General features: G+C 37.9%; 13 protein-coding genes. 5 read left to right on the forward strand and 8 right to left on the reverse strand.

Annotated elements, in window-relative coordinates:
- Positions 1 to 10: 10 nt before the first annotated feature.
- Positions 11 to 1,036 (reverse strand): threonine aldolase family protein, encoded by a 1,026-nt coding sequence (locus tag B4N43_RS12915; protein ID WP_286735171.1) that lies wholly within the window; start codon positions 1,034 to 1,036, stop codon positions 11 to 13.
- Positions 1,037 to 1,296: 260 nt separating this feature from the next.
- Here B4N43_RS12915 and B4N43_RS12920 point away from each other — a divergent pair, with 260 nt between their 5' ends.
- Positions 1,297 to 1,815, forward strand: a complete 519-nt coding sequence (locus tag B4N43_RS12920) for a VOC family protein (RefSeq protein WP_216640360.1) — start codon at positions 1,297 to 1,299, stop codon at positions 1,813 to 1,815.
- A gap of 2 nt (positions 1,816 to 1,817) precedes the next feature.
- Here the strand turns inward: B4N43_RS12920 and B4N43_RS25515 are convergent, their stop codons facing one another.
- Together B4N43_RS25515 and B4N43_RS12925 are read right to left on the reverse strand one after the other, a co-directional pair.
- Positions 1,818 to 2,210, reverse strand: coding sequence for a DUF2809 domain-containing protein (locus tag B4N43_RS25515; protein WP_075992719.1), 393 nt, complete (start codon positions 2,208 to 2,210; stop codon positions 1,818 to 1,820).
- 21 nt (positions 2,211 to 2,231) lie between these two features.
- Positions 2,232 to 2,747: a hypothetical protein gene (locus B4N43_RS12925; RefSeq protein WP_120334321.1), complete on the reverse strand. Its 516-nt coding sequence runs from the start codon at positions 2,745 to 2,747 to the stop codon at positions 2,232 to 2,234.
- Between the two features lie 108 nt (positions 2,748 to 2,855).
- On the opposite strand from B4N43_RS12925, the gene B4N43_RS12930 reads away from it, so the two are divergent.
- Positions 2,856 to 3,668: a hypothetical protein gene (locus B4N43_RS12930; RefSeq protein WP_075992717.1), complete on the forward strand. Its 813-nt coding sequence runs from the start codon at positions 2,856 to 2,858 to the stop codon at positions 3,666 to 3,668.
- A 19-nt stretch (positions 3,669 to 3,687) separates the two neighbouring features.
- Here B4N43_RS12930 and B4N43_RS12935 read toward each other — a convergent pair whose 3' ends face one another.
- The 3 genes from B4N43_RS12935 to B4N43_RS12945 form a co-directional block, all read right to left on the reverse strand.
- Complete coding sequence (locus B4N43_RS12935) at positions 3,688 to 5,022, reverse strand: GH1 family beta-glucosidase (protein ID WP_075992716.1); 1,335 nt, start codon at positions 5,020 to 5,022, stop codon at positions 3,688 to 3,690.
- Positions 5,023 to 5,397: 375 nt separating this feature from the next.
- Entirely contained in the window at positions 5,398 to 6,120 is a 723-nt protein-coding gene (locus tag B4N43_RS12940) for an SIMPL domain-containing protein (protein WP_159726619.1), read from the reverse strand.
- A 168-nt stretch (positions 6,121 to 6,288) separates the two neighbouring features.
- Positions 6,289 to 6,795 carry an RNA polymerase sigma factor gene (locus B4N43_RS12945; protein WP_075992714.1) on the reverse strand — a complete coding sequence of 169 codons (507 nt, stop codon included), beginning with the start codon at positions 6,793 to 6,795 and terminating at the stop codon, positions 6,289 to 6,291.
- 369 nt (positions 6,796 to 7,164) lie between these two features.
- Between B4N43_RS12945 and B4N43_RS12950 the strand changes: the two genes are divergently transcribed.
- The 3 genes from B4N43_RS12950 to B4N43_RS12960 all read left to right on the forward strand — a co-directional run bounded on the left by B4N43_RS12950 (position 7,165) and on the right by B4N43_RS12960 (position 10,827).
- Positions 7,165 to 7,875, forward strand: a complete 711-nt coding sequence (locus B4N43_RS12950; protein ID WP_286735179.1) for a hypothetical protein — start codon at positions 7,165 to 7,167, stop codon at positions 7,873 to 7,875.
- Positions 7,876 to 7,885: 10 nt separating this feature from the next.
- The gene (locus B4N43_RS12955; protein WP_120334324.1) at positions 7,886 to 8,542 is read left to right on the forward strand and encodes a response regulator transcription factor; all 657 of its coding nucleotides are present in this window, start codon (positions 7,886 to 7,888) and stop codon (positions 8,540 to 8,542) included.
- Between the two features lie 266 nt (positions 8,543 to 8,808).
- The gene (locus tag B4N43_RS12960; protein WP_286735182.1) at positions 8,809 to 10,827 is read left to right on the forward strand and encodes a glycoside hydrolase family 43 protein; all 2,019 of its coding nucleotides are present in this window, start codon (positions 8,809 to 8,811) and stop codon (positions 10,825 to 10,827) included.
- Between the two features lie 7 nt (positions 10,828 to 10,834).
- Here B4N43_RS12960 and B4N43_RS12965 read toward each other — a convergent pair whose 3' ends face one another.
- Positions 10,835 to 11,134: a hypothetical protein gene (locus tag B4N43_RS12965; protein WP_286735185.1), complete on the reverse strand. Its 300-nt coding sequence runs from the start codon at positions 11,132 to 11,134 to the stop codon at positions 10,835 to 10,837.
- 113 nt (positions 11,135 to 11,247) lie between these two features.
- Entirely contained in the window at positions 11,248 to 13,416 is a 2,169-nt protein-coding gene (locus B4N43_RS12970) for a GAF domain-containing sensor histidine kinase (RefSeq protein ID WP_286735187.1), read from the reverse strand.
- Between the last annotated feature and the right edge of the window lie 42 nt (positions 13,417 to 13,458).

Below are 13,458 nucleotides of genomic sequence, written 5' to 3' on the forward strand. Positions count from 1 at the left end.
GGAACAATCCCTAGGAATTCAATATATCATTTATAAAGTTAGTAACCTGTTTCTCGTCCGTAGCCCAGGACGTGATCAAACGAACCGCTGCATAATCTGAATCGATATCCTTCCATATATAAAATTGATAATTTATAAGCAGTGCTTCGATGAGCGATTTAGGTAAAATGGGGAAAATCTGATTGGTGGTTGATTCCGTTAAAAAGGAATATCCTTTGTCTTTGATGGCCTTCGCCATACGCATCGCAAGCGAATTAGCTCTTAATGCCAGCTCAAGATATAAATCATCCTGAAATAGCGTTAGAAATTGAATTGAAAGCACTCTGCCTTTGGCGAGCAAGGCGCCTTTCTGCTTAATCGCATAGTCAAAATCTACGGCTAATTCGGGACGGTTAAACACAACTGCCTCACCCAAAAGAGCACCATTTTTTGTTCCGCCAATGTAGAAAACGTCCGTGTACTTAGCAATAGCAGCAAAGGTTAAATCGTTGTTTTCTGCCGTCAAAGCATGGCCCAAGCGTGCGCCATCCAAATAAAGTAACAGCTGTTGCTGCTGACAGCACACATATAGCGCTTCCAATTCTGCCAAAGAATATATTGTGCCGATTTCAGTGGAATTAGAAATATAAACTATTCTTGGTTTTACCATATGTGGCGCCAGGGCATGTTCCTTGAGTACCGTAGTAATATCGTTAGGTGTCAATTTTCCATCAGACGTTTCAACAGTAATGACTTTATGTCCAGTTGCTTCTATAGCACCAGTTTCATTTGCAGATATATGCCCTGTTTTTGCACTGATCACTGCTTCATGGATACGTAAAAGAAAAGATATGACAAGAAGATTCGTTTGTGTGCCCCCAGATAAAAAGTGGATAACGGCTTGCTGATTAGCTATCTTTTTCTTCAAAATCGATTTGGCTTCATTGGAATAGTCATCCTCCCCATAGCCCAATTGCTGTATCAGATTCGTTTCAATAAGCTTATCTAAAATGCGGGGATGTGCCCCTTCTGAATAGTCATTTTTAAAGTTGTACATAAATTTATCTATTTAATGCGGATGCTTTATTAAACTCTTTTCCTAGGGTAGGCTGCTCGAGTCTTGTGTAGGTCAAATGTATACATACAATCTCATTTTTTAACAATCTTGATCTGGAAAAAATTAGGACAAAAGCTATGCGTTTTAAGTATTGATGTTGTAGAATAAGAATGTTTTCTGGAGCACCGTAAATGTTTTGTCAAAACTAATGATTAAATTCGGGAGAGAAGGCAGAATAACTGATTTGTCCTTATTAAATTATGAAAAGATTCATATTTGTTGCAAGTATTTCGCTGGCATTTGGAATGGGATATGCTTTTAATAACTTGAGCCATTCATATCGATCCACCGAGTTGAAAAGAGTAACCGGTATAGGTGGAATTTTCTTCAAATGTAAAGATCCTAAAAAAGTAAGCGCTTGGTATGCCGATCATTTGGGACTGGCTACAAATTCTTACGGCGCTGTATTTGAGTGGCATCAGGGAGCCGACAGTACGAAAAAGGGATTTACGCAATGGAGCCCTTTTAAAGAGAGCTCTTCCTATTTTGGCCCTTCGGAAAAAGATTTTATGATCAATTATCGGGTAGCCAATATTGAGCTTTTAATCGAAGAATTGAAGAAGGAGGGCGTTACGGTACTTGATACGATCGAATCCTTTGACTACGGCAAATTTGCTCATATCATGGATATTGAAGGAAACAAAATAGAGCTTTGGCAGCCCAATGATCTTGCTTATGAAAAGATGGGCATCGATTTGGGGGCCAAAACTACGAAGTAGGTCTATTTAGTTCTTAACGTAGGGTCTGTCTTTAACATTTGATAATTAAGATAATCAATGCATGCAGCTCCGACGGTTCCCAGGCAGTAAGCCACAAGATCCGACCATAAAAAGCCCTGTCCAAACACGAGCCGCAAAAGCGGATTGTTTCTTATCCATATAAGTAAAGGATGTTGTACAAGCTGTAAAAATTCGATGGCAAAACAAAATATAAGTGTCGTCGTAAAAGAAAATAATAACGATTTCCTCGTAAATAAAAAACGTGACAACCAATAAATCATAACCGCATAAAGTACATCGCCGGTAATGGTAGGAACGGCGGATATTTTCCGTGACAACAAACCCATGAAGATGGTTAAAGCAACGCAAAGTAGATAGTGTATTTTTGGTTTCATCGAAACGAATGTGCTACAGTGTTATTGCCTGAAATATGAGCTCGTTTCAACGGGATTACCAAAGATCTTTTTGGTTCCTTTTTTTTGTGTAAATCCACCCTGTTGCGCGATTATATTTGCAATGGAGAAAATAACATTCATATCGTTTTGAGGGTGAATAGTCGTAAGTAGTTTTCCATTTTGGTCGAACAGTTGAAGTTGGTTAACCAAGGAATGATTTATTTCCATGGAATGAATTACTTCTAACGGAATAATTTTGTCCTCCTTTCTCGGTTGTTTAATAGATAAGTTATTTTTATCAACTTGTATTTCTATCTTGGGATTGATGAATTGCAATAGTATGACTAGGGGACCGATTACAACGACAGCAACCAATATCCCAAGACCTTTTGCCGAACCAAAATTGTTTACTGCATCGGCTAGTCCGTTTATACCGCCAAAAATTAAACAGCATAGGATAAATACAACAATTAGGTAACCAAATCCAAAGATCAAGCCCTTTTTAACATTATGTGATTTAAATTGAAAGGTATTCATAGCAGTGGCTTCTATTTTTACGCATTTTTATTTTAGTAAAGATATTTATATTTATGCAATCAGAGCTATCTTAGCGACAGAGATTTTGCTATTTCATTAAAGAAAGCATTGGAAAATATCATTGAAATTAAAAGAACTAATTTTCAGCGGAAGTCAGCATACTTTCAGCTGTTGAATTATGCGCTGTTTTCAATTCTCGGAATTGTGAGTATATTTTGGGATTGGAAAGCCGGTATTGCGCCAATAGTCTGCGTCATTATCTTCTATTTAATCGAGCGGAAAATTGACTTTTGGTCAAATGTTATTTGGTTTATCATCGCTTTTTTACTCCTTTCATTTTCTTTGTCATGGATATTCAGCTTGTCTTTTGGTATATTTATTTTCCAATGTCTATTACTAGCAGCCATTAAGCCTGCTATCGTTATATGGAAAGAAACCAAACAGGAACATACCGATGTGATCTTCGCAATGAGTTCGGAGTATTTTGTATGTTTAAGTCCAGATAACAGTGACTACAAAGGATATGCAATGAACCCTATGGGGTATAAAAAGCGCTTTCCAATGTCAGCAGTTATTTCAGTTCAACGAGATGGAAATAGTTTAGTTATTGCCTTACAACAGCAGATTGTACGTCCTCGTGAATTGCGTTCAGAAGAAATCGAAATTATTCTCGAATATTTTAGAAAGAATAGACCGGATGTTTTAGCCGCAGTTGAAACAAAAATTATCCGTAAGGAAGAAGACCGAATATATTGGGTCAAGCTTATTGTTATCGGTATTCCATGTATGTTGGCTGGACTATCCATCTATTTTTTTGCAGACAACGGAAGGAATACATTGGTCACAATACTTAGTATTGTTGCCGCATTGTTTCTTGGCCTGATTTTATTGAAAATTACAAATTTGATATATCGTTCATAACGATGGAAAAGCCATTTATTTATTTTAAAAAGTCTCCGTACCAATGTCCAGAGGATTTGACGATGCGCTGTTGATTGTTGAAATCAACATAAACTAGTCCAAATCTTGGACGGTATCCTTCAGCCCATTCGAAGTTGTCCATGAATGTCCATACAAAATACCCGTTGACATTTATTCCTTCTTGTTTTGCGCGATAAACCTGCTGTAAAGCTTGCTGTAAATAGCTCAATCTTTTGGGGTCATGCACTAAACCATTTTCAATTTGATCAGGAAATGCTGCACCATTTTCGGTAACAATTAAAGTGGGGATATTAGGGTAGGCACTAAATTTCTTGAGCATATAATAAATGGAGGCTGGGTAAACTTCCCAGTTCATTTCGGTCATCTCAACTTTGCGCTCTTTCGCCGATACTATCTTCGCTTGAAGATAAGGAACGAACATGGCGTATCGTATAATTTCCCGTGTATAATTTTGTACGCCAATAAAGTCCATATCAAATTTCAGATCTCGCTCATCATTCGCGTGCATATACTTTTCAATTCTACCCAGTATTTTAATCTCTTGTGTTGGATAGCCCATTCCTAGTAGCGGTTCTATAAATAGGCGGTTGAGCAATACATCTGCTTTCTTTGCCGCAAGAATGTCTCTGTCTTTCGACGTAAAGGGCTCAACATGGGAGCAAGAAAAAGTCGTTCCTACTTCGCTATTAGGCTGTAAAGACTTAATAATTCGGCCGCCTTGAGCCTGTGCTAATGCAGCATGATGGGCCGCAGCCAAAAAATTGCCCAGACCTTTTCTCTCTGGCGCATGTACACCGAAGAAATAACCTGCAGCAGTAAATACTGTAGGTTCGTTGAGAACCATCCAATGCTTGACCCGGTCCCCGTAGGTTTGCACACATTTGGAAACAAATTCTCCAAACCAATCTTTCACATCACGGTTTACCCAGCCACCTTTCTTTTCCAATGCATGTGGAAGATCCCAATGATATAAGGTAGGCCAAGGTGTTATCCCTAACTCAAGGGATAAATCGATCAAACGATCATAAAAATCCAATCCAGATTGATTTACCGCACCAATACCAGCAGGAAATATACGACTCCATGATAAAGAGAATCTGTAATTAGGAATATGCATTCCCTGCATCAAATACAGGTCCTGAACATAGCGATTGTAAAAATCACAGGCCTCATTACCATGTTGATTTTGAAATATACGGTTTCTTTTTTTGACGAATATATCCCAGATAGAAGGGCCTTTTCCATGCAAATCATGTGCTCCTTCAATCTGGTAGGCAGCTGTAGAAACTCCCCAAATAAAATCTTTGCCAAAGGCATCTTTGGTTAATAGCATTTACAAAAATAAAATTATCGGACCTCAATGCCGTTTTTAAAAACAATTAAGTTTTGTGGAATCTTAATGGTGAATAGAATGAACTGAATCGACCTAAAAAGATTCTAAATATAATCCGCTGGAAAAAATAGTTTATCGTTTTCATAATAGATACATTAACTCCGTTGACTACATTAATTATCGCATTATAAAGTAACAAAACTTATATGAACTGGATATGAACTATATGTTAAATATACGAAAAAATAGTTTCGATGATCATCGGTAGCTAATTCGTCCACGTAACGGCTAAGACACTATCCCTCGAGCGTTATTTTTTCATTCAACCATTGAATCGAGGGCGCTGGTTGATTAGTGACAGAATCGGTATGGCATCTATTTGATTTCAAATTCTGTAAATATTGTTCTTTTAAATTCTAAAACTTCGGGAGCAATTTTAAAACCTTCACCACCATAACCTTTATTGAATGTTTCTAAAGCCATCCCTGTTCTGTACTGCGTTGATTCGTTGGATGCGCTTCCATCATTGGACAGAAATAGCAGTTTTCCGATTTTAACATCAGCCCTAGATGCAAGTTTTTTTGCCGATTTTAAAGCATCATCATATGCAATAAGATCTGCCTCTCTTAAAATACTGTCTGCTTTGGAGTGGTCAAATGAGATGGAACCGATTCCACTAATTTTTGTTTCTAGCAATTTTCCCGTTAATTCTGTGAATTTCGATAAATCATGTAAAACGAAATCGATTGTTTGCTGTGCTTGATAACCTATAAATTTATTGGTATTACCAATGTATTGATAGTCTTTATTTGCAGACACGCTACTCGTTTTGATATCTTCTTTTTGATGTCCATATTTTTGGAGCAACGCTATTACGGTGTCGACTGTTGCTTGTGTTTCTCGTACCGCGTCTACCATTCTGGGTTTTGTGAAAGTCGTATTGATAGTCAGGGTGACCTGGTCGGGCATGATCCTAATCTTTCCTTCACCACTTACACGAATTCTGTTTTCACTTTCCTTTGATACCGAACCACAAGACGATATTAAAATTATGCTGCTCAAGCATATAAAAAACATTGAGGTTGACTGCTTTTTCATACTATATGATGTTCAAAGTGATATTTTAATTAGTAAGTTTCACCTTAAATATAATAAATATATCCCGAGGTAGGGGCAGCGACTAAAACAATATTAGCCAAAATAACGGGGTGTAAATTCAAAAAGCAGGCTATAACCTGCTTTTTGTTCTTGAAATAATACTATTTTTTAATTAATACTTTTTGAGTAAATCTTAAGCTGTTTTTGCAATGACTTTCGTGCCATGTGTATACGTGTTTTCACTGTTCCTTCCGGTATTTGCAAATGCTCTGCAATTTCATAATATTTAAATCCTTCCAAAAACATAGCAAAGGCGTCATAATAGTCTTTCGATAAATTATTGAGCGCATGCTGTATATCAGAAGCAACAAAATTATCTTCTCCGCGATTGGTTGTTATTTCATTGCGATAACCAGTGCTGATGTATTCACTTCTGTAATTCTCTAACCTTTTGTTACGTGTATATTGATTGATATACGTGTTTTTCATAATGATATAGAGCCAAGACATCAATTTCGGATGTTTCAGGAATTTTTCGATAGATGCTAGCGATCTCACCATGGTCTCTTGAACCAAATCTTCCCGTTCATCCGGATCGTTCGTAAATTGCGCTGCCAAATATTTTAACGTAGGCCTTTTTTCCTTAAACAGTTGATCGATTGTTGTATTTTCCATATTATCAAATTTTAAGTGTCTATCTTTTCTACATTCTCTGCAATTAAGATGCTAGAAAAAACAATTTGGAAGGATGGATTGAGGCAAGTGTTATCAAGCGAGTAGATTTATTTATTATTATAAATAGCTGTTGTATAGTGTTTTGTATTGGTTATTCACTAAGTGTATTGGTGCTTTATTTGAACTTTTTTACTTTAACAACAAGTGTTTTCCTGTCTAAATTCCCCCATTTATCTTTTTCTTGCACGTATTTATACGTAGTACTTTAAAGGATACATCTTTTATCTAAATAGGTGTTAATTTTTAAAACTGTTCGTGCCTTGAAGTGGTTATTAGTTACAACATGAAATGGAAAACAATATGGGGGACGTGAACAAAAAACTATATTTTGACCTATCAGATGGACCGAAAGGCCAATCTGAAGGCCTAAAAGATCAGGCGGAGTTAAAGGAGGTATGGGACGGTAGCCAAGAAGATTTTTATAAATCGATTATTAGGAATCAACAGGATGATATCGGAAAAATAGGACGGTATTTTCGCGATGAACTGGCTCAGGAGCTTTACGGAATGCGTATATCGCTTCAGAATTTCACTAATCGTTATGGCGATTTTGAAGAATTACGTTGCCTACGTGATTCATTGACTACCTTAGTTATAGAAATCCGCAATAAAGCGGGATTGCTTTACAATCCCATATTAAATGACCTGGGAATTTTTCACGCCGTTGATGAAGCCGTTGCCAGTTACAAAAAACGATCTGGTTTTATAATTGATACGTTGCTTGACCCTCATTTGCGAGAATTACATCATCAGACGCAAATTCATTTATTTAAATTTCTGACTGCAATGTTTCAATATTTAAATGATGAAATGGCCTCGCAGTCGATCTCAATTTCAGTGCAGGTGATCGAATTTGAAATTTTTGTCAAAGTATCACCTTTTTTTCAACAAGGAGAAGCCTTGTCAGTATCAAAGGCCGAAAACAGACCAATGCGCTTGATGAAGATTGCAGAACTCTACAATGCGCAGATTATGAATGATACGCTTGTGGCAGGTATTTTACTAAAATTGACTATTTAAAAAGATAATAATGATAAAAATCCTATTGGTTGAAGACCACATGGTTGTACGTAACGGAATAAAATTACTATTAGAATCTCAAGAAGGATTTGAAGTCGTTGGCGAAGCGTCGAATGGCAAAGAGGCGCTCGACTTCCTAAGTGCAAATTCTGTTCCTGATATCGTCTTAACGGATATCAGTATGGATGAAATGGACGGCATGGAATTGCTTCAGGTCCTAAACAAACAGTATTCATCTATTAAAGTGGTTATACTATCCATGCTGAATCAGATTAATTATGTCATTGAGGCGTTTGAATCTGGTCTCGCTGGCTATTTGGTCAAAAATGTTGGCTATCACGAATTGCTTTTTGGGTTGAATCATATTGCTAACGGCGGGCGGTACATGAGCGAAGAGATCGCCATGATACTTTTAGATCAAGTCCGTTCTGGTCAAAGCTATGCGCAGATCCCAGGAGAATTGCAAACGGATTTTGATATCTCAGAGCGGGAATTGGAAGTATTAAAATTGATTGCGGAAGGCTACACGAATGTCGAAATTGCAGATAAGATTTTTTTAAGTAAGCGTACTGTTGAGGGCCATCGTCAGAACCTCATAGACAAAGCGGGCGTAAAAAACACGGCACATCTGGTTAAGTTTGCTTTTGAAAGAGGTATTTTAAATTAGCGAAAATTTTCCTGGCAAATGATCAGGGAAATTTTGATCCGTAAAGATAGTGTCAGTATGTTGGTGTATATATCGAAATGTTTTCGGATAGAAAAAGTCTGGATAAAAAATGGGGTTGTGGGAATAGAAGAGGAATGGATTTCAATAAATTTATCAGGAGATTTTTAATCTGATACAAAATGATATTCAATTGATACGATTTACCTCCAATCTTAGCAAATATTTGTTCAATTTTAGGTTTTCACCTATATGATGTATTATAATCAATGAACAAAATATATTTGCTGCCTATTGCTCTCTTGCTGTTTTTTGTCCAAAGTACATTTGCGCAAACTGTAAACAAAGATCAGATTGAAAATGTGCACATGCCGATAAATGGCATTTTTCAAGCGGATCCGACCATATTCTATCACAAAGGAAATTATTACCTCTATGGTACGAATGGTGATCATGATGAACAACAGGGTTTTAAAGTATACCAGTCCAAGGATTTAGATTCCTGGGTAAGTCCGGAGGGAATTAATTCAGGTTTTGCGGCTGTAAAGGGCGATATCTTTGGATCAAAAGGTTTTTGGGCACCGCAAGTATGGTTTGAGAATGGTAAGTTTTATATGGCTTACACAGCCGATGAGCATATTGCAATCGCAGTCGGTGATGCTCCAGCGGGTCCTTTTAAGCAAACAGCTAAAGTGCCAATTGCTATCGGACAAAAGCAAATTGATCCGTTTGTATTCCGCGATAAAGATGGAAAAAAATACCTATTTCATGTAAGGTTAAAGGAAGGGAATAGAATTTTTGTGGCGGAGCTGAAGTCAGATTATTCCGGAATAAAGGAAGAAACGCTGAAAGAATGTCTCCATGCAGAACTTGCCTGGGAAAATACGGCAAATGCCGACTGGACAGTAAGTGAAGGTCCCACCATCATTCGAGAGGGAAAATATTATTATATGTTCTATTCGGCAAATGATTTTCGGAATAAGGACTACGCTGTGGGTGTTGCTATCGCCGAAAATATTTATGGACCCTGGAAAAAACTGGAAGGTCAGCCAGCATTAAGCCGAAAAAATAGCGGATTTGCCGGAACTGGACATGGCGACATTTTCAAAAAAGGAAAGCAATGGTATTACGTCTGTCATACACATTTTTCAGATGAAAAAGTTGCACCTCGGCGGACAGCCATAGTACCGATTCAATTTGTGGCAAATAGCAGCGGTGTCTTGGTTCCCCAATTCGAAACTGCAAAGTTTCGATTTTTAAGCACAGATCAACGATCGAGACAACCTAGAAAATCCTATCAAACAGATGTAGCCTTTGGTGATCCTTTTATTGTATTCGATCCACCTTCGGATCAATACTATCTATATGGAACCGGCGGGACTGAAAATGGATTTATAGCCTATAGTTCCAAAGATCTAAAGACATGGAAAAAGGAGGGAAAAGTATACGATGCCAAACAGCCGAATGGTTGGGGGGAAAAGGATTTCTGGGCTCCTGAAGTCTATCGTGTGAATAACAAATATTACATGTATTATAGTGCTCATTGGAAAGAAAATCCCAAAAAACATCTGGAAAACTATCGTATAGGGGTTGCAGTGGCGGATAATCCATTGGGGCCATTTAAAGATCTGAGCGGGAAACCTATTTTTGATCCTGGATATCCCATCATTGACGCGAATGTTTTTAGAGATACAGACCATAGAAATTATCTGTTCTATTCACGCTGCTGCTACGAACATCCTGTGGAATCAGAAATTGCAACTTGGGCGGAGAAGAAATTTGGTTATAAAAATATTGAAGAAAGCTGGGTTTACGGAGTCGAATTGGATAGCAGTATGACGAAGGTGATAGGGAATCCGGTTCTTTTAATGCGCCCCCCAGCTACGATGAACGACGCACAATCAGAATGGGAAAGTAGATCAGTTACTTCAGGTGAGGTCAATAGACGATGGACAGAAGGCTCTTTTTTAGTCAAAGAAAACGGATTATACTACATGATGTATTCGGCCAATTATTTTGCAGGAGCCAATTATGCTGTTGGCTACGCAACAGCAACTGCTCCTTTGGGAAGCTATCAAAAATCGGCATCTAATCCGATCATTGAAAAGAATACCAATAGAGGTGGAGTGGTTTCGGGTACTGGGCATAATAGTTTATTTCAGGACAAGGAAGGAAAAATCCGCTGTGTATATCATGGCCGCACCCTAGAGACGGGAGATCAGCGTATCGTTTTTATTAGCGATGTTTTTTTTGATGAAAAAGGACAGTTGAATGTCTTTACAGATTGACCCTGGGTCAATCTGTCTTTTTGGATATGGCCCGATTTTCGACATTTTCATCCCAGCTAGCGGTAGACTTCTTTCCAGGGCTTATACTGCTTCTTGGCTGCGGATTTTTATGTGTGTAGTTGATATTCTCCTCTTCTTCAGGATCGGTTTCATCTATAGCTGGTTCAGGATGTTCGATGGGATCAGTGTCATTTGAATCGGGAATAGTACGTTCCCCGAACAATCCTTTACGATACCAGATGTTACTAAAATAATAGGCAATAATTAAACCTCGTTTTACTACTGCATGTTGCAATATCTCTTCCATTTTCAATTTCTTTTTTAAGTGATACGATCCTTTTTATTGGATGATATACTCTCCTTAAATGAACAACGTTAGATGGAAAATAGTTTGAAAGAGTTCAGGATTTGAAACAAAGATCAATCGAGTAACATTTGCTCAGGAAATGGCTTAACAATAGGGAAGTAGAGATGGACAACGGTGCCTATACCAACCTCTGATTCAATTGCTATACTTCCTCCCAATCGTTCCATTATCCGTTTCACCAGCGAAAGCCCAATGCCCGTACCAGGTATTGATCCCACATTGTCGGCTCTGGTAAACATTTCGTAAATATGGGGCAGGTGGTCACTTGGTATGCCAATACCGTTATCCTTGATCTGATAATGCGTATAATCGTCTTCGTCGGAACTATCTATTGTCACTAAAGGCCTGTCTGCTTGTGCAGAATATTTTATTGCGTTAACAATTAAATTTGAAAAAATTTGATACGCGGCACTTTTTTCGCCCCAAATTGGTAATAGGGTACCAAAAGTGGGTTGGCAATTATTGACGTTATATAAAATGCTGTTTTCTTGAAATATGCGCTGAATTGTATAGGCCATTGGAAGTGGTTCCTTGTCTAAAACGCTGGAACGGTGCTGGCTCAACTGGACCATATTGTTGATAATATCTTCAATGTTTGTAACGCTTCTGCTGAAATTCTGGTACCACTTATTGATTTTTGTAAAATCAATATTGTCGGAGTGCTGCTGTAGAAACTGTATGCCCATTTTTAAGATGGACAAGGGATTTTTTAAATCATGAGAAAGGGTATGTGTAAACATTTCCAACTCATTGTTCAAGCTCAGAAGCTCTTCATTCAGCAACTGACGTTCCTTTAGTTTTGCAAAAATGGATTCCTTGATAATCTGATTCAGACGAAGGACAAAATTGATTTCAGCATCATTCCAGGGTTTGGCAACGTCATAGCGCATATCTTCCCAAATTTTGAGCTGTTTGTTATCATGCGGCTCATTTTTCAGCTCCATCTGCATCACCTGATTGCGGTTTTCCTTTCTAAACCAAACCAGGTAATAATCGTTTTCCAAGCCAACCTTTAGATACATGAGGCCCGCAAAATCAAGTTTATCGTTAAAGTTATCCTGATGATTCAGTCGAAAGTTATAATCTTTGAAGAGGGCTTTATCGGTATGTTTTTGCAGGAATTGAATGATTTCATAAAATTGTGCTTTCTGCGGAGAATGACCATAGTTAAAGACATCGCCCTGATTAAATATGGCCAATCCATCTGCATTGACCAGCTGGGTCAGAATATCCATATGCTGTATCAAAGCACAATTAACCATTTTATTTTCAGAAAGACTCCTTTTTAACTCTTCTTCAGCGAGTTTAAGAAGCTCCGTTCTTTCCAACAGATTTTGTTTGACATGGCTCTCATACTTGCTGGTGGCCGCCTGGATGGCAAACGTACATAGTTTTCGCTGCTGCAGATCGACCACCCGCTCTTCATCATTCTGTGCGACCACGAGACCCCAAAAGTCATCATCGATACAGATTCTAAAAAACAAGGCGCTTTGTACATTTATCTTTTTTAAAAAAAGCCGATGAAGTTCAGGTAAAGGGGATAATAAACTCGAGACCGGATCAATTCCTTCGTCAGTATAGTAGAATTCTTGGCCCTCGATATTAATATTGGGAGCATATCGATATGAATAGCTCCGATAGTACGACAAGACTTCATCAGGCATGAAATCTTTCGAGAACTCCATTCCTTTGAAATGGGCTTGTCCATCTGCTGTATGTTCAGCAATCACGGAACTATATCCCGTTTCCTGAACCTGCAAAACGAAAACCCGATCGTAATTAAGCAATTTGTTGATGGCCGAACAAACACGGTCCCAATTATTCGGTTGAATAGTATCTAGCAAAAAATTAAGCTCATTTATTTTTTTTGCGGCAATGTATTTTTTGTGTTGTTGTTCCCACTCGATATAGAAGTATTCATCGTGTCTTCGTAATTTTACGTAGACACGTTCTTTTCTCATTTTAATGGGTAAAATATGGCGCGACTGCCTGTTTTCATGTAGATCAGTTACTGCATTTTTGATTTTGGATAACGATTCACCGAATGTATTGCTAAAGCTATCAAAGAAATGAGTTCCTAATAAGTTCTCTTTGGCGTCGTGATCATTTACGACAGATTCGGTTACCCCAACGACATTAAAATGTCGATCTAAGATGACCAGACTGCCAAAAGATTGAAGCGTAATGATGGTTTGATTTTTAGATTGAAATGTATGATTCATAATACCCCAAAACTTCTTATGATATACATAAATATACAAAAA

Source organism: Sphingobacterium sp. UBA1897, assembly GCF_002337775.1.
In the GTDB taxonomy this organism is placed as follows: domain Bacteria; phylum Bacteroidota; class Bacteroidia; order Sphingobacteriales; family Sphingobacteriaceae; genus Sphingobacterium; species Sphingobacterium siyangense.